At 38.6% G+C, this 20,742-nt stretch carries 16 protein-coding genes; 6 read left to right on the forward strand and 10 right to left on the reverse strand.

Annotation, left to right across the window (positions count from 1 at the left end; translation table 11 throughout):
• Positions 1-166: 166 nt before the first annotated feature.
• Positions 167-1,825: a PucR family transcriptional regulator gene (locus tag IGK72_RS11935; RefSeq protein ID WP_165548664.1), complete on the reverse strand. Its 1,659-nt coding sequence runs from the start codon at positions 1,823-1,825 to the stop codon at positions 167-169.
• 127 nt (positions 1,826-1,952) lie between these two features.
• Here IGK72_RS11935 and IGK72_RS11940 point away from each other — a divergent pair, with 127 nt between their 5' ends.
• The 5 genes from IGK72_RS11940 to IGK72_RS11960 all read left to right on the forward strand — a co-directional run bounded on the left by IGK72_RS11940 (position 1,953) and on the right by IGK72_RS11960 (position 8,532).
• The gene (locus IGK72_RS11940) at positions 1,953-2,819 is read left to right on the forward strand and encodes a DUF2877 domain-containing protein (protein WP_002361070.1); all 867 of its coding nucleotides are present in this window, start codon (positions 1,953-1,955) and stop codon (positions 2,817-2,819) included.
• Positions 2,797-4,356 (forward strand): acyl-CoA synthetase FdrA, encoded by a 1,560-nt coding sequence (fdrA, locus tag IGK72_RS11945; protein ID WP_070416086.1) that lies wholly within the window; start codon positions 2,797-2,799, stop codon positions 4,354-4,356. The genes IGK72_RS11940 and fdrA overlap by 23 nt, the downstream gene beginning before the upstream one ends.
• The gene (locus IGK72_RS11950; protein ID WP_010777969.1) at positions 4,343-5,767 is read left to right on the forward strand and encodes a DUF1116 domain-containing protein; all 1,425 of its coding nucleotides are present in this window, start codon (positions 4,343-4,345) and stop codon (positions 5,765-5,767) included. Before fdrA ends, IGK72_RS11950 begins: the two co-directional genes overlap by 14 nt.
• 43 nt (positions 5,768-5,810) lie before the next feature.
• On the forward strand, positions 5,811-6,992 hold the full coding sequence (locus IGK72_RS11955; RefSeq protein ID WP_430619605.1) for a hypothetical protein: 1,182 nt from the start codon (positions 5,811-5,813) through the stop codon (positions 6,990-6,992).
• A gap of 100 nt (positions 6,993-7,092) precedes the next feature.
• Complete coding sequence (locus IGK72_RS11960; RefSeq protein ID WP_002400483.1) at positions 7,093-8,532, forward strand: helix-turn-helix domain-containing protein; 1,440 nt, start codon at positions 7,093-7,095, stop codon at positions 8,530-8,532.
• Between the two features lie 5 nt (positions 8,533-8,537).
• Here IGK72_RS11960 and IGK72_RS11965 read toward each other — a convergent pair whose 3' ends face one another.
• The 9 genes from IGK72_RS11965 to gst all read right to left on the reverse strand — a co-directional run bounded on the left by IGK72_RS11965 (position 8,538) and on the right by gst (position 18,941).
• Entirely contained in the window at positions 8,538-11,090 is a 2,553-nt protein-coding gene (locus IGK72_RS11965) for a cation-transporting P-type ATPase (protein ID WP_002385260.1), read from the reverse strand.
• Positions 11,091-11,239: 149 nt separating this feature from the next.
• On the reverse strand, positions 11,240-12,502 hold the full coding sequence (gene sstT, locus IGK72_RS11970; RefSeq protein ID WP_002359106.1) for a serine/threonine transporter SstT: 1,263 nt from the start codon (positions 12,500-12,502) through the stop codon (positions 11,240-11,242).
• Between the two features lie 128 nt (positions 12,503-12,630).
• Positions 12,631-13,014, reverse strand: a complete 384-nt coding sequence (locus IGK72_RS11975; protein ID WP_002355036.1) for a potassium channel family protein — start codon at positions 13,012-13,014, stop codon at positions 12,631-12,633.
• A gap of 116 nt (positions 13,015-13,130) precedes the next feature.
• Positions 13,131-14,090, reverse strand: coding sequence for a restriction endonuclease (locus IGK72_RS11980; protein WP_002368392.1), 960 nt, complete (start codon positions 14,088-14,090; stop codon positions 13,131-13,133).
• Positions 14,091-14,113: 23 nt separating this feature from the next.
• Complete coding sequence (gene truA / locus IGK72_RS11985; protein ID WP_002359105.1) at positions 14,114-14,854, reverse strand: tRNA pseudouridine(38-40) synthase TruA; 741 nt, start codon at positions 14,852-14,854, stop codon at positions 14,114-14,116.
• Between the two features lie 111 nt (positions 14,855-14,965).
• Entirely contained in the window at positions 14,966-16,747 is a 1,782-nt protein-coding gene (locus IGK72_RS11990) for a hypothetical protein (RefSeq protein ID WP_002391386.1), read from the reverse strand.
• 151 nt (positions 16,748-16,898) lie between these two features.
• Positions 16,899-17,825, reverse strand: a complete 927-nt coding sequence (locus IGK72_RS11995; RefSeq protein ID WP_002406041.1) for an anti-sigma factor — start codon at positions 17,823-17,825, stop codon at positions 16,899-16,901.
• 2 nt (positions 17,826-17,827) lie between these two features.
• Positions 17,828-18,292: an RNA polymerase sigma factor gene (locus IGK72_RS12000; protein WP_070416085.1), complete on the reverse strand. Its 465-nt coding sequence runs from the start codon at positions 18,290-18,292 to the stop codon at positions 17,828-17,830.
• A 139-nt stretch (positions 18,293-18,431) separates the two neighbouring features.
• Positions 18,432-18,941 (reverse strand): DinB family glutathione transferase, encoded by a 510-nt coding sequence (gene gst / locus IGK72_RS12005; protein WP_002361063.1) that lies wholly within the window; start codon positions 18,939-18,941, stop codon positions 18,432-18,434.
• 333 nt (positions 18,942-19,274) lie between these two features.
• Between gst and IGK72_RS12010 the strand changes: the two genes are divergently transcribed.
• Positions 19,275-20,678 (forward strand): dicarboxylate/amino acid:cation symporter, encoded by a 1,404-nt coding sequence (locus tag IGK72_RS12010; RefSeq protein ID WP_002387350.1) that lies wholly within the window; start codon positions 19,275-19,277, stop codon positions 20,676-20,678.
• Positions 20,679-20,742: the final 64 nt, after the last annotated feature.

Below are 20,742 nucleotides of genomic sequence, written 5' to 3' on the forward strand. Positions count from 1 at the left end.
TAGTTAGTGGTTTGTGTTTGAAGATTTTGGGAAGGATTTATTTTTTTGAAAAATTGAGGTTATGAAAAGATTCCATTTTTTATTGATCAAATTATCCTTCTTGTATAATCGTTTCTTTTAGCTATATATATTCCATTAAATTAAAAACCGCCACTTATATTGCTTCTTAAGTTCCCACAAACAACGCCACTTCCAGCGCCAACAAGTCCACTTCCTTATCAAAGTCCAACAGCACTAGCTGTTCAATTTTCTCCAATCGCTGTAATAAAGTATTACGATGAATAAAGAGTTTTTTGGCTGTTTGAGACAAGTTTCGTTTTGATTGAAAATAGACATTCAGTGTATGGACAAAGTCGGTATGTTGCTGTTGATCACTTTTCTGCAATGGTTGAAGATATTTTTTTCTGAGGGTTGCTTGTCCTTCTTCTAAAAAATAACGTTGCAATGTCTGTCTAAAATGAAAATTCGAGTAGGAAGCAATCCTCATTTCAGGTTTTTCTGCAACGAATTGGCGTTGAAAGGCTAAAACGTCAATCGCTTGTTGATAAGATTCATGAATCTGGGTCAGACCTTGAATCTTAGGTCCTATTGTTAGGAAAAGTTCCACATCTTCTTGTACTTTCATTAACTGATTTATGCTACTTTGTGCTAGGCGTTGCATCATTTTCAGATAATCGCCTTCTTTTTCAGGTGGATTTTCAACTAATAAGACAAAGGAACTGTCAATTTCAATACAAACAATTTTTTGTTTGTCCCCTAAAATAACTTGGTTTAACTGGTTACCTAAAATAGACATTCTTTCTTGCCTTTGGCGTTCATTTAAGGTTAATGAAATTAGCAAAATCGCATAGGGATTATCTATTGCCAAGCGATAATATTGTTGAAATTGTTGGAAAACAGCTTGGTCCCTCTTTTCATGCGCAATCAGCTTAAAAAATAATTCGTTTCGTTGTTGGTATTCTTCAAATTTCCGTGAGTATTCCAATTGCAATTGTAAAAGTAAGTAATGAGCTGTGATTTTAAAATGAGCCACATCGACTGGCCGTAATGGGGCCAAGGTGTTCCAGACGAGTAAATAATATAAAATAACATTTTTCTTTTTAATTGGATAAATTTCAATTGGCACCACTTGGTTCTGGAGTTTCAACTGTAAATGAATCGGTTCTTGATAAAAGCGTAATAATGGATGACTTTGTTCCAGCAATTGTTTTTGGAACTCTGAGGTTTCTTGTCTATCTTCTAAAATGCTAGAAATACGAATTGGATTTTTAGGCAAGTCAAAAAAATTAACTCCTTCAAAGTGGTCATTCAATAACAAGACAGGATTTTGAATGGTTTCTGCTAGATCCTGCAGCAAATGAAAACTGCTACTTCCCGTTTCTAAGATTTGGTAAATTTTATTATGCAATGCGGTTTCTTGCGCATTCATGTCAAATTGTTCTAACGTGACACGACTTTTCAACACGTCAGCAATTTGCGAAAAGGTGTAATTGTAAGGAATTGCTAAAATAGGAACGTTCATTTCATCTGCTAATTTGATTAGGTCTGGTGGAACTTCTTCAAAATAACGTTGGGTTTTAAATCCCAAGGCAGCACAATGGTGTTTGGCTAGTTCTTTCAAAAAATTTTTCTGTAATTTCCGATCATCTTTAAATATGTACCCTGTCGTTAACAGCAGCTCACCTGCTGTTAGCCAATCTAAAATATCAGGATTTTCTAAAATATTGACTTTTAAAATCGGTTGGTCCTGATTTTTATGTCCTGCCACTAAGGTAATGCCAGGTAATTCTTCTAACGTTAATAAATCACTCACTTTTAACATCATTTATCCTCCCAATGTACAAATTGTCCATTCAAACTTGTAAATCAATGTCATTTTTAGCAATTGTTTAGCGTGCTGGATTCTTTTATTATGAGGTCGTGAAAGCGCTATTAAAAAGGAGGTCGTTGGAATGACAAAAATTTTAGCTTATGACCAAACGATTTTATCGAAACTCCCTCATCAAACATTGACTAGTTTGCAATGTTTTACGCACGCTATTAATTATGGTCATGTAGACACCCAAGAAATTCTCTTGACCATTTCAACGCATCCCGAACATATAGCACCTAACACGATTATACTCGATGAAAAAAAACTTAGCCATTTCGCTGATTTACCTGTCCAAATTGAGCCCCTGTTTATCCGGTTAGGCCGACGACAATTAACCCTAGCCGATGCCCAAATTTGGCAACCAACGCCACTTTATTTAACACCCAGTAAAACAAAAATAGCTATTTTTTTAACGTATATTCAGCAAACTCGTTTCAATCCTTGGCAAGCGCTTTTTCCTGCTTCGCCGTCAACCTTTCTTTTTGATTCTTATAGTCGGACCCAGATTCAAAAAGAAATGATTCATTTTCAACAGGCTTGGGAGCAAAAATCTTTTAAAATAGCTCTTGATTGTTTAACGAAGATTTTGGGATTGGGGATTGGTTTAACCCCCACTGGCGATGATTTTATCACAGGATTACTTGCTAGTTTTTCTGCATTACAGCAGCTTCCCTCGAATTTCCAACAGCTGGCTGTGCTAGCCAAGGAACGAACGAATGCGGTCAGTTATGCGGAAATCCATGAAGCAGTGAACGAGCGGTTTTCTCAGCTAGTTCAGCGTGTTTTTTTATCAATTGAAAGTGGAAATACAAACGAAATGGCTCAAGCGGTTTCAGCTTTAGAGGAGGTGGGCTCAACTTCAGGAAGCGACATACTTTGCGGCATTATTTTTGGTTTAAAACTATTTTGTGAGGAGAATAATCATGACAATTCAAACAGTAATTAAAGAGAACGCCTATTTTGATTCAGTTACTTTAATGACCATTTCAACACGAGCCAATGAACTGGCTGGAGTTAAAACTGCAATGATTGGGATGGGAACCGACATGAATCTTGAAGTGATTCGGAATGTTGGTTTATATACACCCGCCTTGGATCATGTTACAACAGGTGATTTATTAATTGTTTTAGATCTTGATGACCAAGCGAACTCAGAAGAAATTTTACAGCAAGTCGACGAGTTATTTACGAAGAAAAAGAAAACCGCTTCTTCTGAAGTAACCTATAAGACGTTAGATTCAGCCCTTCATGAAGAGCCTGATGCCAACTTAGTTGTAATTTCTGTCAATGGAAAATTTGCTGCACGAGAAGCGCATAAAGCTTTAGATCAGCAAAAACACGTCATGCTCTTTAGTGATAACGTGACGGTTGACGAGGAATTAGCGTTAAAACAAAAAGCACACGAAAAAGAACTGTTTGTGATGGGCCCTGATTGTGGAACAGCGATTATTAATGGCGTCGGGTTATGTTTTGCTAACGAAGTACGTTCAGGAGATATTGGAATTGTCGGCGCTTCTGGTACAGGCAGCCAAGAAGTTAGTGTCCAAATCCATAAATATGGTTATGGGATTTCACAATTAATTGGTACTGGTGGCCGTGATTTGTCTGCTGAAATTGGTGGGCTGATGATGCTTGACGGGCTGGATGCTTTAATGGCTGACGAACAAACTAAGGCAATTTTGCTTATTTCTAAACCGCCTGCTCCAGAAGTAACAGAGAAAATTTTAAAAAAATTAGCTGTTTCAACTAAACCAGTTGTTATTTATTTTATCGGCAGTGAACAAACGGAACGAAAAATAGACAACGTCACTTTTGCTACTTCTTCTCTGGATGCAGTTCAAAAAGTGATTCAATTTAGTCAAACACAGGAAGCGGAAACCAGCCTCTATCAAAATCCGACAGGCGCAATGTTAACAGCTATCCAACAGCAACAAGCCCCTTCTCAAAAATTTGTTCGTGGGTTGTTCTGTGGTGGCACTCTTTGTGATGAACTTTTGTATGCTTTAACAGAAGTCTCTGATGATGTTTATAGTAATATTCATAAAATTCCTGAACGACAATTAGCAAATCCTGACCACAGCCAAGCACATACATTGATTGATTTCGGTGATGATCGTTTCACAGAAGGCCGCCCACATCCAATGATCGATCCGACTTCTCGGATTACTCGCATTCTTCAAGAAGCCAAAGATCCTGAAGTGGCAGTTTTAGCGTTAGATTTTGAATTAGGTTATGGTTCTCACGAAAATCCTGTTGGCGTGTTAGCGGAGGCGTTAAAGGAAGCCAAAGCAATAGCAAAAGCAGATGGGCGTGAGTTAGCCATTATTGGCTATGTTTTAGGGACCGAAGAAGATCCACAAGATATTCATGAACAGCGGAAAATTTTAGAAGATTTAGAGGTTCTCGTTGTCGACAGCAGTCATCAACTTTGCGAAGCCACCAAAACTTTTGTAAAAGGAGCGAACGAACATGAGCAGAAATGATCTTTTTAACCAGCCTTTAGATACGATCAATGTAGGCATTGACTTTATTCATGAAGATATGAAAAAACAAGGGATTCCTTCACATCAAGTAAATTGGGCACCGCCAGCCAATGGTGACCCAGAGCTATTAAAATTATTGGATCAATTAAAAAATCCAACACTTTATGAAAAAATCCAACAAGCCAACGAAGAAGCGGTTACCCGCATTATTCAATCAAAACCTATTTTAGTAGGATTTGATAAAGCAATTAATGTCATGCCCGATATGACTGAAACGACCATTTTACATGCTGGGCCACCCATTACTTATGAAAATATGTGCGGACCGATGAAAGGTGCCGTTCAAGGAGCGCTTGTTTTTGAAGGATTAGCAAAAGATCTAGCTGATGCCGATCGGGTTGCTCGTTCTGGCGCGATTACGTTTTCTCCTTGTCATGAACATGATGCCGTTGGTTCCATGGCTGGCGTGACTTCTCCGAATATGTACGTTCATATTATCAAAAATGAAACGTACGGCAACACGGCTTTTACTAATTTAAGTGAACAATTGGCGAAAGTTTTACGATTTGGTGCAAATGATCAATCCGTCGTGGATCGCCTGATTTGGATGCGCGATGTTTTAGGTCCATTACTTCATGATGCCATGACTTTTTGTCCAGAAGGCATTGATTTACGCTTAATGCTTTCGCAAGCCTTGCATATGGGCGATGAGTGCCATAATCGCAATGTAGCCGGAAGTACGTTGTTAGTCCAAGCATTAACACCTTACATGGTTCAAACTGATTTTTCTCGTGAACAATTAAAAGAAGTATTTGAATTTCTTGGCAGTTCTGACTATTTTTCTGGTCCGACTTGGATGGGTGCCGCTAAATGTGCGTTAGATGCTGGTCATAATGTGGAGAATAGTACAATTGTCACCACCATGTGTCGCAATGGGGTCGAATTTGGAATTCGTGTCAGTGGGATTGGTGGAAATCACTGGTTTACGGGGCCTGCCCAACGGGTGATTGGTCCGATGTTTGCTGGTTACACACAAGAAGATGCTGGTTTGGATATGGGCGATAGTGCTATTACAGAAACGTATGGTGTTGGCGGATTTGCTATGGCAGCTGCACCAGCAATTGTCCCATTAGTTGGCGGAACAGTGGCAGAAGCATTGAATTATTCAAAAGAAATGCTGGAAATTACTACGAAAGAAAATCCCAATGTCACGATTCCTGTTTTAGATTTTATGGGGATTCCTTCAGGCATCGATGTCTTAAAAGTCTTAGAAACAGGGATGCTGCCTGTCATTAATACTGCTATTGCTCATAAAGAACCGGGGATTGGTATGATTGGCGCTGGATTGACTAATCCGCCAGCAAATGTCTTTAACGAGGCACTAAAAGCTTTAGTAGCTAAAATAAACTAATTTCAAAAACTTAGTAAAATGTCATTTTTTTTGGAGCGATCATATGAAAAATAAATCGATCAATTACGAAGCCGTTTTAGCTCTTGTTGTAAAAATTTTTTTGGGAATATTCCTGTATTGGATCATGAATGGCTTTCGACATGTGTCTAACTTTTTTCCTTACAATGACGTAGTTACCAAAGTGAATCAGCAGGGATTTTACAAATTTATCTATTTTGTTATGAACTTCACGGAAGGGGAATTTTACGGTGGACTTTTTACAACGCTTTTCTTACTAATCGGCGGTCTGATTGCTTGGCAACTTTATCGGAAAAATTCAAAATGGCAGGGATTTGCAATTGCTGGTGGCTCTGGTGCTTGGCCTTGGGTACTTGCTTCTCAGCTACTTTCCCTCTTTTTAACTATTTATGTTTTTGATTTTACACGCTTTTTTACAAAAGAAGTGTTGTGGTTACCAACGTTTATTGTGGTTGTCGGCACGCCGCCAGCTTTAACGCTCGTTTATGGTCCTGGCTGGAAAAAATTAGGAACGATTTCTCTGTTGAGTGCGCTTTTCACCTTTCCGTTTGCCAATTGGCTGAATGCGCAATTGATGCCCCTTTTAAATGTACCTGGGACAGTTTCCAACGTTACCACAATGGCTTTTGTTGGCTGGATTGTTTCAGCCATCTGTCATCAACTTCCTTGGATGGTTCCTTCTGTTGCACCAATCGCTCAGAAGCGGCAAAAACAACCTAAAATTGAAAATACGCAAACCTTTCAATGGTCAATACGACGCACTTTTGCTGACTTCTCCGAAGCTTGGTTTTATGGAAATGAGTTAGTTGGAGGTTTGGTAATTCTAGGCGTTTTAACAGATTGGTTTGTCAATATTAATCATATTACAAATGGTTCTGGCTTGGTTCCTGACATTTTAATGGGACAAATGATTGCTTCGGCTGTTGGTGTTTTTCTTTATCGAAAACATTTCGCTGAAGAAGGTTGGTATCCAACGTTTATGCCACTGGTCAGCATTGTTCCTGGTGTGATTTTAATGATGGGTGGTGGCTTTTGGCTTTCCCTGACCATCGCCGTTTTAGCAGGAATTAGTGCGGCCCCTGTCGGTAGCTATATTGCTAAACGATTACCTCCGTTTGTTCCTGGTGCTGTCGGCTTTGTATCAGGAATGGCTGTTGTAACCATTTTATTGTCAGCCGTTTTGCATACATTTGATATTTTTGTATAGTGAATAAAAAGAAGCGAATGACGATTCGCTTCTTTTTTTAATTGACCAATCCCCTTTTTATCCGTATTCTTAAGCAAAAGGAGGTTTTGCCATGTACTCCATGTTAAAACGTGTGATAACGGAAAAAGATTTGCTTCGGCAAATTCGTTTGTTGGAACAGTTGTTAAATGTTCCTCAGCTGACAGCCAAGCGTTTAGCCACGCAAATCCAGACGACAGAGCGAACCGTTTTTTCGGATTTACAGTATATTCGCAGTCAATTACCCGCCGACTGGTCCATTGAAACCGATAGCAGTGGTATTCGGTTACGCAATCAGGGGAATGCGCAAACCAATGAGCTTTGGTCATTATTTTTACCTCAATCCATTAGTATTCAGCTATTAAAAGAGCTACTATTTACGAAAGAGTTGGTGACAACTTCTTTTTTGAGCACTAGTGGTGTTTCTTATGAAACTTTGAAGCGACATATCAAAAAGATGAATCTGGCCTTACGTGATTTTCATTTAACGATTCAGCTAACCACAGCCACCATTCAGTTAATCGGGGCAGAAAGCAATATTCGGATTTTTTATCATCGCTTGTTGGTGCCTTTTACTCATAATAATTATTTTTTTGACGATTATTCTATTCATGAGGAGCATTATTTTCAATTTTTGAAACAAGTTTACAGTAGTGAGTTGACGGTGGAAACGGAAGAAATTTTTGGCGCTTGTTGGTTTTTTATTAACACGATTCGCAACAAAGCCAATTGCCGAGTGAGTCAATTTTCTTTTGATTCAAAAGATGTCTTGTTTCAACTTTATCAACCGTCCTTGGCAAAGCTTTATGCTTCTGAAGGCATCTATTTGCAAGGAGAGGAAAGTTTTTTCGCCTTCTTTTGTTTCTTAGAAAGCTGGAATTACGATAATGTCTATGGCGAAACGTTGGCTTCTGCGCTCCACACTCATTACAGTCAGCTGCGAAAGTCGTTACAGCAGTTTGTCACTAATTTGTCCACTGAAGAAGCCCGGCCTGATTTAATCCAAACAAATTTATTGGATAATCTGTTATTGTTATTCATTAAATATACCGAGTCCCCAACACTTTCTGAGCAATTTCAATTGGAATATCAAGAATTAATGACTGAACAAGCCGCGGAGGACCTTGCGTTATCAAAGAGCAACCAAGAACTTTTGGAGATTTTATCTCGCTACACCACGATTGAAGAACCAACTTATTTTCTTAGTTTGGCTTCTTTGTTAGAAAAACAAGCCAGTTATTCTATTCAGGCGCAAACGATGACTGCCTATTTCCTCTTTCAAGGGGAACCTGCTTGGAAAGCTTTTTTACAACAAGAATTAGCTGCTTATTTAGGTACTCGTGTGAAATTACAAGCTATTGAATATGTGGAACTAAGCCAGTTGACGTTAAATGAAGCCGACATAATTATTTCCAATTTCCCCTTGGATCATCTTGATCTTCCTGTCTTTTATCTCTCTTTAATTCCAACAAAAAATGAACTCCGCCGACTAGCAGAGCTCACTCTTCATTCTTATTTTTAAAGGAACTAGCGAGGACATTCGCTAGTTTTTTGGCTTTCTTTCGTCATGAATCGTTTGGTTATATATTTTTCCCCTTCAACAAGGAAAAACAGACTCACAACATGGACGAAAATCATTGCTAATTGAAGGCCATTTAAAGAAGTTGTGCCAATTAATTGCTGCGCTACTGGCCAGTAAACTACTAGCGCTTGTAGTAAAAAGAGGATTCCTAATGAAGCAAACAACACTTTATTTTGGAAAAATCCTGTGCTTAACGACGGATCAACCAACTTACGACAGTTGATCATATACGCTGCTTGCGCTAAGACGATACTTTGTAAGAGGAACGTTTGCTGTAAGGCTTGGCCCTCAAATTGTAATGCCATAAGGTAACCTGGTACCATAATGAGTACCGACACATAGACGATTCTAAAAATACTGTACTTTGTTAAAATGCCTTCGTTGACATCTCTTGGTGGTCGTTTCATGGTATCAGCACTCGCTTTTTCAAAACCTAATGCATAAGACAAAGTAATCGTAGTTACCATGTTTACCCATAATATCTGGACAGGTGTCAACGGTAGAGGATGATTCATTAAAAGCGCCCAGACAACAATTAAACCTTGTGCTAAAGAGGTTGGCAAGAAGAAGGTAATCGTCTTTTTCAAGTTATCAAAAATGCGGCGTCCTTCTTTCACGGCTTTAGCAATCGTATGGAAATTATCATCTGCCAAAACCATATCTGCGGCTTGTTTGGTTACTTCACTTCCTTTAATTCCCATGGCAATTCCGACATCGGCTTTCTTTAGTGCTGGCGCATCGTTCACACCATCGCCGGTCATGCCGACAATTTCGCCATTGTTTTGTAACGCCGTGACAATTCGTAATTTATGTTCTGGCGTCGTTCGTGCAAATACATCGACTTTTTGAACGTGCTGAGCTAATTCTTCATCTGACATAGCATCAATTTCTAATCCTTCAAGGACTTTTTTCGTATGCTTTAAACCAACCTGCTCGCCAATGGCTTGCGCTGTATCTTTATGGTCTCCGGTAATCATTTTGACGGAAATACCTGCTTCTTGAGATTCTTTGACGGCTTGAATGGCACTTTCTTTTGGCGGATCGATGATGCCTGCCAGTCCAGCAAACGTCAATCCTGACAATGTTTCATGTGTCAGTTCCTGTTGTGACGTAACTGTCTTATAAGCGAAACCTAATACCCGTTGTCCTTTTTGCGCTAATTGCGCAGCTTGTGCTTGCCAAGCACCTTTTTGATTATCAGATAACGTAGAAAGTTGTAACAATACTTCTGGCGCACCTTTGACATAAATAATTGAACCTTCTGCTTGCGGATGGCGAGTGGCCATGTATTTATAACTTGAACTAAACGGAATTTTCTTTTCTACAGGGCGTAAAGACAGTTGATCCTGATCGACATATTGTAGTAAAGCTAACTCGGTAGGATTCCCCTGCAAGTCGGCGATTTTTTGTTGGTCTTGTAATTTCAATTCTTGACAGTTGGCCATAATCTCTTTGACAATGGTCATTTCTTCAGTCACTACATCCATTACCGTCATTTCGTTTTTAGTTAGCGTTCCTGTCTTGTCTGAACAGATAACTGTCATTGAGCCTAATGTTTCAACGGAAGGCATACCTTTAATAATCGCATTTTCTCTAGCCATCTCATGAACACCCATCGATAAAATCATCGTTAACACAGCAGGTAAGCCTTCTGGGATCATTGCTACAATTAATGCAATCATCGCAGAAAATAAGAGGCTCCATTCCATGCCATGACGAAAAGTGGTAAAGAAAATCAGAAACACGATCAAGACCATAATCCCTTGGAAAATTTGCTTGTTTAATTGGTGCATTTTCCGTACGAGCGGCGTTGTTTTTTGATCTACTGACTGCAACGCGTGATTAATTTTTCCAACTTCAGTGGAATCTCCTGTTTCTACTACAACGCCTAAGGCTGAGCCCGCTTGGACAAGTGTTCCTGAAAAAGCCAAATTCTTTTGATCGCCTGTTGGCAATTCCTCATTCAAGGAACCGGTAATTTTCTCCACGGCTTCTGATTCGCCTGTCAAAATTGATTCTTCAATCATCAGATTATGAACATCAAATAAGCGCAAATCTGCTGGGACTACATCTCCAGCTTGTAACGTGACTACATCTCCCAGAACCAATGTTTCAGAAGAAACGGTTGTTTTTTGTCCATCAATTAGAACGACTGCCTCTTGGCCCATCATCTGTTTCAGGCCGTCTAATGATTCTTCTGCTTTACGCTCTTGCCAATAACCGACAAAGCCATTGACAAGTACCACTAGAAAAATGATACTTCCTTCGACCACTTCGCCTGTGGCAAATTTTAGAATTGCGGCAGCGAGTAAGACCACCATTAGTAAATCTGTAAAATGTTTGGCTAGCTTTTGCCACGTTTTCAGTTGTTGTTTTTCTTCAATTTTATTTGGACCATTCGTTTGTAAACGTTGCTGACGTTCTTCGCTAGAAAGACCCGTTTGCTTCGTCTTAGTCTGCTCGATTACTTTTGTTGAGGAAAGTTGATACCATTTCATTTCGTGTACCTCCTATTTACTTGATACCTTTATTATAGAGAGGATTTTCTTCACAAAATGGTCGATAATTTCAGTGGCCCCTGAAAAAAATGGGGCCGAGATTATTAAAGAAAGGAACAACCCGCATTTTAGCGGGTTGTTCCTTTCTTTTAAATATTTTCTTGTTCGACCACCAATTGACTTTTGCCAATTAACGCTTTGACATCAATACTTTCACCATTTTTACGTCGGTCTGCTAACTCAACTGAGGTGGTAAACAACAAGTCACTAGAAGAGTTCAACGCTGTTTCAATGGAATCTTGGACTACGCCGACGATAAAGCCAACGCCGACGACTTGCATGGCAATGTCATTGGAAATGCCAAACAAACTACATGCAAGCGGAATTAACAACAAGGAACCACCAGCAATTCCTGAAGCCCCACAAGCAGAAACAGCGGCGATGATACTCAACAATAATGCTAAATAGATTGGCACGGACATGCCTAATGTGTGGACTGCCGCCAATGTCATAATGGTAATCGTAATGGCTGCGCCGCCCATATTAATCGTTGCGCCCAGCGGAATAGAGACCGCATAAGATTCTTCATTTAAATCCATTGCTTTCGCCAATTCCATATTAATGGGAATATTGGCCGCAGAACTGCGTGTAAAGAATGCGGGAATCGCACTTTCCTTTAATACAAAAAAGACTAACGGATACGGATTTTGCCGAATATTCCAAAAAACAATCGCTGGATAAACGACTAAAGCAACCACGGCCATCGTACCAATTAACAATAATAGTAACTGACCATACTTGGCTAACCCTGCAATGCCTGTGGTTGCCACCGAATGAAACACCAAACCTAGAATTCCAATTGGTGCAATGCCGATAATCATTTGAACGACCGTGGTAATCCCTGTTGAAAGATTGGCAATCACATCCTTGGTAGCGACCGAACTTTGACGTAGCCCAATACCGATTAATGAGGACCAAAATAAAACAGATAAATAATTGCCTTCAATCATCGCTTGAATCGGATTTTGGACAACGCTTGTTAACACATTGCTTAAAACATCACTAAGTTGCGTTGGGGCTGCTTGCGCTTCCTGCGCCGCCTCCAAGACAATCTTAACGGGAAACAGATAGCTTGCCGTCACGGCAACAACAGCTGCCAAAAATGTCGCTAACAGATACACAACTAAAATTGATCCAACATATGTTTTCGCCCCAGCCTTTTGTTGGGCTAGCGACGCAATAATTAAGACAAAAACTAAAATCGGCGCAATTGCTTTTAAGGCGCCCACAAACAATTCACCAAGAACGCTGATGAAGGTCCATTCTGGCACCAAGAAACCCAAGGTGGTTCCAATCACAATCCCTATCATGATTTTTTGAATTAACGATAATTTCCGAATCGCTTTGACCATTCACTTTACGCTCCTTTAAAATAAAATACAGTTTGGGACATACTACCATAATTATTAAGATAAAAAAAGAGTGTTTCTCAAAAAACTTTCATTTTTCGAGAAACACTTGGTCAACTCATCAATTTCGTCTATTTTTCTGAAGACTTTTCCGCTGAATGTTCTTTGTTTTTATGGTGATGGTGGTGATGACTTTGTTTAGAATACAAGTAGGATTTTGCTACGACCGAAATAAACATAGCCATAATCCCCAAGCCTACTGTAGCATAAACCATGGTGAAAATTTTTCCCAAGTCAGTAACTGGATGAACATCTCCATAACCAATCGTGGTTAACGTCATGAAACTTAAATATAACGAATCTAATGGCGACAATTTTTCCACTGTTGAATAAAAAATAGTCCCACTCAACAACGTGGTTGCCAGTAAAAAGAACAAGGCACGAGTGTCTTCTTTTTTTAAGATACCTAAAAAAGATGAAAATAATTTTTTGACAGAAATAAGTAAAGATAGCAAAAAAATGACCTCTTTCTATTGTTAATCTCTTCTTAACGTTAGCACTTTTTAGATGAAGTTCAACTTTTTAATTGGTGTGGTTAAAGAAAATTTATTTTTTTGTTATTTATAATAAGCTAAAGCTCATCTTCAAAGTAATCATTATCAATTCTAAATAGCTTGTACGTCTTGGCTATTTCTACACCAACACCAAACTCTAACATGAGCTCTGTTAATTTAATACCATCTATTAAAACTATCCCTTGATTTTTGGCAAATTCGTGCGCATTAGCACTAAAACTAGAAGTTGTTATAAAAACTCCTCTATCTGCATTTACAGCAGCTAAAGCGCCATAAAATCCTTGTATAGCAGGGCGACCAATGGTATTAGTTTCATGATATCGCTTTGCTTGAACATAAACAGTACTAGTTCCTAATGGATCCTGATTGATGATGCCATCTATTCCACCATCATTTGATTTGGATGTAACAACTGCCGTTCCGTGTTTTCCACTATATCCCATTGTCTCCAATAAATGTATAACTAACTTTTCAAAAAATACTGGCTCCACTTGTCGAACTTTGTTTAATAGTTCAATCGCAATTTGATTATTTTGATTGTTGATCATATCCTCAATGTCTATTTTAGCACTTTCAATTGGTGCGCTTGCTTCGATAGTAGTCGTTCCAACACGATTATTCCGTTCGACTAATTCTTGCATATATTTTTGATATGCAGGTTGTTGTTCCAAAAGTTTTCTATTGATTTTTTCACCATAATTATTTAATAAATCCAAACCTAGTTCTGTTATTTGATACATACCTCGTTTAATCCGTTCAACAGCTCTAGCTTTATACAAATCACTGATAGCAAAGCTGAAACGATTTGCTAAAATCCCATCTCCTTGAGGGTAGTTTGGATACATCATTGAGGCAATTTCATCCGGAATATCTAAGAACTGAATAATACGCTTTAAAATGATCTTTCTGTTCAGTACATCTCCATCTTTCAAAACTTCTAAAGTATATGGCATTAATGATTCAAATGTTGGAATACCTTCATTAGACGCTTTTAGTTTTTTCCAATCTTTATTCACTTTTCCCCCACCTCTAAAGTTGTTTATTTATAATACACTTCATCTAAAAATAACCCTTGTGCAGGAGCCGTTTCACCTGCGCCTTCTCGGACTTTTGTTGCGAACAATTCATCAATTATCGCTAATTCTTTGGTGCCTGCACCAATTTCTAAAAGTGTCCCAACGAGGATGCGGACCATTTTATGCAAGAACCCATTGCCCACAAAAGTGAACTGTAACATTTCGCCGTTTCTTTCAATCGTAATCTTTTCAATCGTTCGAGTAGTCGATTTTTTGTTTTTTTTCAATGCTGAAAAGCCAATAAAATCATGGGTCCCTATTAATTTTTGGCAAGCTTGTTCCATTTTTTCTTGATCCAACGCTTTGGGAAAGTGAAAACTATGATACCGTTCAAAGGCATTAGGAATTGGGCTATTCCAAACATAGTAGCTGTATTGTTTGCCTGTGGCATTATACCGTGCATGAAAACGTTCAGGCATTTCTGTAACTTCTTTAACAACAATATCGCCAGGTAAATATCGATTTAAAAAGGATAACATTTCGGTTGTTGTTAGTGAACTAGTCGTTTTAAAATTCGCTACTTGACCACGTGCATGTGTGCCGGCATCCGTTCTGCCTGAGCCAATAATTTCAATCGGTTCACCCGTCATTTGTGTTAAAATACTTTCAATTTTCCCTTGAATCGTTTTCTCTGAATTGCCTAGTCGTTGCCAACCTGAGTATCTTTTACCATCGTATTCAATGGTTAATTTTATGTTGCGCATGGGCGAAGCTCCTTCGTATTCTTTTTCTCTCTTATCATAGCAGAAATAAGTGGATTTTTCTTCTTTTCCAAGAATAAAACACCTCTTTTCTATAGAAAAGAGGTGTTTTATTTAGTTTAATCCTGCAATTTTCAATTCTTCAACATTCGCTGCTTTAGCATTTTCAGTCACTACGGCTTTAAATGTCACTTGGTCGCCCTCTTTTAAGAATAGCGCCAGCGGACTGTTATTAGTTGTTACGCTAAAAATGGTTTTTTCATCTTCTAGTAAAAATGAAACTACCGTTTGCGCTTCCCCAGCTACTACTGAGACACGAGCTACTTTACCTTGCATCGTTTTCAAGTTGGCTTTGTCTGTATTTTCATTGTTACTTCCTTTGGTTACTAACTCAATTCGATAAGCGTCTAATGCGCCTTGTGCCGTGTCTGCATCAATCACAATATCATTATCTACGGCGTTTATATAGACATATTTTTTGAAAATCCCTTTACTGTCCATTAACGAAACAATCCACGTTGGCACGCCATCAATGTTATAAAGGACTGGCATACTAGCTTTCCATTTCTTTTCTGGATAAATTTTTGAAGCGATAGAAATGGCGCCATCACTATCCATAATGCCGACTTTAGTATCACGATAATACGTAACTTGGCCTGTTCGGGCATTGATTAAGGAATAACCTAAAGCGGAATCTTGGTCTTTTTCACTACTTGTAAAGTCCGTAAAATAAAGCAACTGGTTCCCTTCCTTGTTCATCATCGGCGTAATTTGTCCTGATGCATAAATACCATTTTCAGTTGGAATTTTAACATCTTTTTTGGCACCAAACATTGTCTGGTTCCACCAGCCTTGACTGTAACGACCAAAGAATTCATTTAAGCTATTCGCCGCTGAACTAGTAATCGGCGCATCAACGAAACTTGGGGCTTTTTGACTGTCATAAACGTTAACTTCTCCTGTTGTAGCATTTAATACCGCCGTTTTAAATTCATTATAGTGCATGCGACCAGAAACCCCATACTCTTTGTAAAGCGTTTGAATATAGTAAGGATTCCCTTGGTCGTCCAGCTCTAAATTGATTGTGCCAGTTGCTGCATAACCTGGATAAGCGGAATAAATTTTTCGTGCAGCATCTTTGCCAAAGTAAGCTGAAGGAGTATAAACAATTGGTTTTTCTACAAATTCTGGCTGTGCGTTGATATCTGTCGCACTAATGATGAAATAGCCAGGTACTTCCCCCAGTTTTAGCCATTTAAAGAAGCCATTAAATTCGACTGTTGCTACATAAACATACTCGCCATTGACAACTTGTGCCGTTATACCATCCAAAGTAAACATATTGGAATTGGGAATGACAGAAAATTTCTGTAACATTTTTCGTTTCGCCGTTTGTGGTGCAATCGCAATGGGTGTTTCTTTCGCCGAAGTTAAAACTTCAGCTTTTTCTTCCGTTTTTAAAGGAATCGTTTGATAAATTTCATCAATAGAAGAGATTCTGGTAATACTACTGACAATAGTCAACAAAATCATTGCCAAAACGGCAACACCCAAAATTTTGCCAGACCAGTCTTTGTTAGCCGTTTTGTTGGTATTCTTTCCTACTTCTTTGCGGCCCTTTTGGATACCAGGAACTTCGACTTTACTAGCTAAGCGTGTACTTAATAACACCCCACTAGCAATCACTGCGCCAATCAGATTAATCCATAACACGGTTGAAAGATTTTTACTTGGCAAAGTCACAAATAAAAAGATACCTAACAAGAGCAATTCAATCGCCATTAATAGAATGGTCCCCTTACTCTTTTTCCCTTTATTCGCTACAATTTTGGCGCCATTCGCAACTAAGATCCCGATACCAAAAAATAACGTTAACCCAATAAAATTAAAAAACATTCACTTGCCCTCCTCATAGATAAGTAAAAAAAGTGCTCCCACGCATTGTAGAAGCACTTCCTGTGATCCATTCTATTATAACGTTTTCTATTTTTACTGACAATATCGTTGAAGCAAAATCAGTCGGAAGGCTTAGAGTTCTGAAAAACGTTTATTTCTCTGGCTGAATATAAGGAACGATAGGTGCGGTCACGCCAATTGAAGCCCCACGAACAAAAGGTTCATTTTGTAAGGCTTTGAAATTTTTAGTTTGTCCGGTGAGCATGACTCCCCAAATAGGTAATTTTTCGACTTTTTTATTTTTATTTTGTTGGATAAACTTTTGGCCTTCTTGGTTGTCAGCAAACAACGGGGATTTTTCTAAGGTTTCAAAAAAGTGTTGCTTGTTATTTTCAGGATCAAATATTTCGTTGTGATCGTCCATGCTTAATTGAAAACCATAAGGCAGCGTACCAGAAGGACCTTCTGCTTCATTAACCGTTTCGGAGTAAACATAGAGCCAAACTAAGTTGACATTGCTCGGTAACATTTTGCGGACTTCTTCATATGGATAAGGTTTATCAAAAGAAATCGCCACTTCCGCTACTTGGTTTTCCATTTTATCTAATTCACTTAATTCGTTTTTGATACCACCATAGTAATTGGTAATCGCTGGGTTATAAAAAGATGCTACTTTCTGCTTGGTTTGTCGGTTGTATTCATAAAAATTCTTAGAAGAATAATAGCTACCAGGATAGACTTCATTCCAGTCAATCGAATTTCTGAAAAAGCTATATCTGCTACGTAAATTACTCCACTCCACCGTGTAACCATCAATATTTTTTGAACGATTGGTCACAACTTCGCCCCCAAAAGGCGAACTATTAGCAATTACTTGGGAATCTAATTGAGTGTTTGGTGAAGCAATCATTTCTTGATCATTAATTACTTCTAGTAGGGTATGATAGTTTTTCGTCGAAAGTTTATCCATTCCCACAAAAAAACCGACAAACAATACGGCAAAACTAACAACGGTTATGGCACCAATCACGATAAATTGTTTTCTTTTCGCTTTACGAATACTTTTTTTTAAATCCACTTCTATTCCTCCAGTTCTTTTTTTAATTTTTGACGTGTGCGATACAATTTTTTGCGAACATTTTCAACAGATAATTCTAAAATCAACGCAATCTCGGCATACGATAATTGATAATAATATTTCAAAAGTATTAGTTCTTGTTCCTCATCTTTTAAGGAATCAATCAATAATAATAACTCTTGCCCTTCCATTTTTTCTATTGATTGCACAGGATGGCTGTTTGCCACAAAAGTGCGTTCTCGTTTCTTTTTTCGATACATCGTAATGTAGTAATTAAATGTTACTCGGAAAAACCACGGGCGTAGATTTTCTGATGTAATTTCAGGTAATATTGAAAAAATCGTTGTATACGTTTGCGACACTGCATCTTGTGCATCTTCAAGACTTGCTCCTCGGCGAATCAAGACTTGGATGACTTCTTGCCCCAAAGAAAATAGTACTTCGTCAAAATTTGCCTCCTTTTTCATCTGATTTCTCCTTTCACTTATACAACGTTTCAACTAGGGAAAAAGTGGACAGTTCTTCGTTCATTATTTTTATGTATTTTTTCTCTCAATAAAAAATACTCCTGCTTAGGCAGAAGCATTTTTTGTTTTTGCTTATTTATCATTTTCCAATGACTAATCTTCGTGTATAAACGGCTTGCCCAGAATGCATCACTGCATCATCAATCGCTGAAACTAAACGCACTTGTCTAGTCACCGGCGGGGTCCAATTTTTATCAATCACGTCTGACAATTGTTCTTCTTTGATTTGGTCTAAATAGCTTTTGGTAAGTGCCACACTGGCAGCCAAATAGTCACTAAGCAATTGCTTTTCTGCCACCACGACTTTCGCCGCTTCTTCTGGTGTGTGATGCCAGTCTTCTGTCTCATCTGGCAAATCCAAGGCAAATTTTTCTGTCCAGTGTTGGCTAAGCCATAACGGTTCACTATGATTAAGTGCGGAAATTTGTAGGTCTAATTCTCTGGCTGTGTGCCACATCAGCCAAGTAACAGACTTGATTAATGGAGCGGGCATCGTGTTTGCTTCGGCAACGGTCATTTGCGCAAGTGTTTCTTCAAAACGTTCGTGCGCTCGGTCAAGGGTTTCACTAGAAAGTTGAGTGACTTTCATAAAAATACCTCCTTTGTGTTGGTGCCTGTTCTTTCGTTTCTATTTTCTATTATACTGCAAAAGAATCCGTTGTAGTTCTTTTTTGGCTGCGGTATCTGCGGAAATGGTAAAGATCACTTTCTTTCTTCAAAAATAACCCCCCCCCTAAGTAAAAAAGAATTGACAATTCTCGTAGTTTCCCTTAGTATGTGGAAAAGTACCTTTAAGATAGTCCGAGAGGCTAACAAGGCAAAGTTCTGTAAAATTCTGTATTTTTGTATAGTGAATGATACGAGATGTCTTGCCCTTTTTTTGTGTGCAAGGCTTTTTTTGCGCGGTGCTTAATCAATTTATTTGGGAGGCAACAAAGTGGAAAAGAAAAAACGTGAAGTGAAAGGTATCTCATTTACCAAAAAAATGGTGATTTCATTGGTGGGAGGTTTAATCGTTGGGCTCGGCTTTTTATTTTTAAGAGAGCACCTTATTCGCAGCAATCAAGGCGCTGTGTGGCAGACAATCAATCAGATTCTTTTCCAAGATATTTCAGATCCTGAAAAAGGACAATCTGCGATTGGGCTTTTCTATATTATTGGTCAACTATTTATCAACGGCCTACAATTAGTGATTGTGCCGATGGTCTTTACTTCAATTACTTTAGCCATTTGTCATATTACCGATACGCAAAAATTAGGACGAATTTCTTATAAAACGATTTTTGGCTTTTTGTCGATGTCACTGATTGCGCTATTAACGGCTGGAATTGTGGGCTATAGCGTATATTTAACTGGTGCTTTTAATGTGTCGTTATCTGAAACGCTAGCTCCTGTCGAAGTAAGTACGAGCGGCAACCCATTAATGGTGATTGTCAATGCTGTCACGAAAAATATCGGTTCTGCATTTAGCGACAATGGTGCAATTTTAGCCGTTGTTGTGTTGGCAGTGATTACTGGTTTATGTATTAATGCATTAGGGGATAAAATTCGTGTTTTCAAAAAATTAATTGAAGAAGTCAATGCGATGGTCACGTTATTTTTAACCTTTGTAATTACTAAATTTGCTCCTATCGCCGTCTTTATGTTGTTAGTTCGGACGTTTGCTTCTTACGGGATTGATTATTTAAAACCAGCGTTAGTCTACGTCGTAACAACGACAGCGACGCTCTTAGCCTTTTTGATGATCGGTTACCCATTATTTATCTTATTTGCGACAAAATTAAATCCTGTTCCTTTTATTAAAAAGATTATGAAAGTTGTGGTCTTTGGATTTTCTACTTCTTCTTCGGCAGCCACTTTACCGTTAAATACAAAAACAACGGTTGAAGAGTTAGGTGTCGACAGCGATGTTGCCGCCTTTGTCTTGCCGTTAGGAATGACTATTAATATGAACGGCACAGCGATTATGCAAGTAATTGCGGCTATTTTTGTAGCGGGCGTAGCTGGTTATGAAGTGACACCAGCTAATATTGCCTTGATTGCCATTTTAGCTTTAATGTCATCCATTGGTACACCGGCGGCACCTGGCGCTGGCGGGATTATCCTTTTCACTATTTTAACTGGTTTAAACTATAACAATGAGATTGCGATTGCGACGTATTCATTGATTTTAGCCATTAATCGTCCAATCGAAATGCTCGTTACTAGCCTAAACGTGGTTGGTGATAGCGCCACTGCGATTTATGTTGCACATTCGGAAGATTTATTGGATGAAGCCACTTATCTGACTGATGTCGCTGACTTGCAAAATGCGGAAGCGGAGTAATTAATGAAAAAGCAGACTTCTTGTATGGAAGTCTGCTTTTTTATTATGTTTTTAGTGAATCCGT

The sequence above is a fragment of the Enterococcus sp. DIV0183 genome (genome assembly GCF_050541505.1).
Classification (GTDB): domain Bacteria; phylum Bacillota; class Bacilli; order Lactobacillales; family Enterococcaceae; genus Enterococcus; species Enterococcus faecalis.

Excerpts from the sequence above, each read along its gene's own strand:
- IGK72_RS11935 (WP_165548664.1), bottom strand. The coding sequence starts at position 1,825 with ATGATGTTAAAAGTGAGTGATTTATTAACGTTAGAAGAATTACCTGGC.
- IGK72_RS11940 (WP_002361070.1), top strand. The coding sequence starts at position 1,953 with ATGACAAAAATTTTAGCTTATGACCAAACGATTTTATCGAAACTCCCT.
- fdrA (WP_070416086.1), top strand. The coding sequence starts at position 2,797 with ATGACAATTCAAACAGTAATTAAAGAGAACGCCTATTTTGATTCAGTT.
- IGK72_RS11950 (WP_010777969.1), top strand. The coding sequence starts at position 4,343 with ATGAGCAGAAATGATCTTTTTAACCAGCCTTTAGATACGATCAATGTA.
- IGK72_RS11955 (WP_430619605.1), top strand. The coding sequence starts at position 5,811 with ATGAAAAATAAATCGATCAATTACGAAGCCGTTTTAGCTCTTGTTGTA.
- IGK72_RS11960 (WP_002400483.1), top strand. The coding sequence starts at position 7,093 with ATGTTAAAACGTGTGATAACGGAAAAAGATTTGCTTCGGCAAATTCGT.
- IGK72_RS11965 (WP_002385260.1), bottom strand. The coding sequence starts at position 11,090 with ATGAAATGGTATCAACTTTCCTCAACAAAAGTAATCGAGCAGACTAAG.
- sstT (WP_002359106.1), bottom strand. The coding sequence starts at position 12,502 with ATGGTCAAAGCGATTCGGAAATTATCGTTAATTCAAAAAATCATGATA.
- truA (WP_002359105.1), bottom strand. The coding sequence starts at position 14,854 with ATGCGCAACATAAAATTAACCATTGAATACGATGGTAAAAGATACTCA.
- IGK72_RS11990 (WP_002391386.1), bottom strand. The coding sequence starts at position 16,747 with ATGTTTTTTAATTTTATTGGGTTAACGTTATTTTTTGGTATCGGGATC.
- IGK72_RS12000 (WP_070416085.1), bottom strand. The coding sequence starts at position 18,292 with ATGAAAAAGGAGGCAAATTTTGACGAAGTACTATTTTCTTTGGGGCAA.
- gst (WP_002361063.1), bottom strand. The coding sequence starts at position 18,941 with ATGAAAGTCACTCAACTTTCTAGTGAAACCCTTGACCGAGCGCACGAA.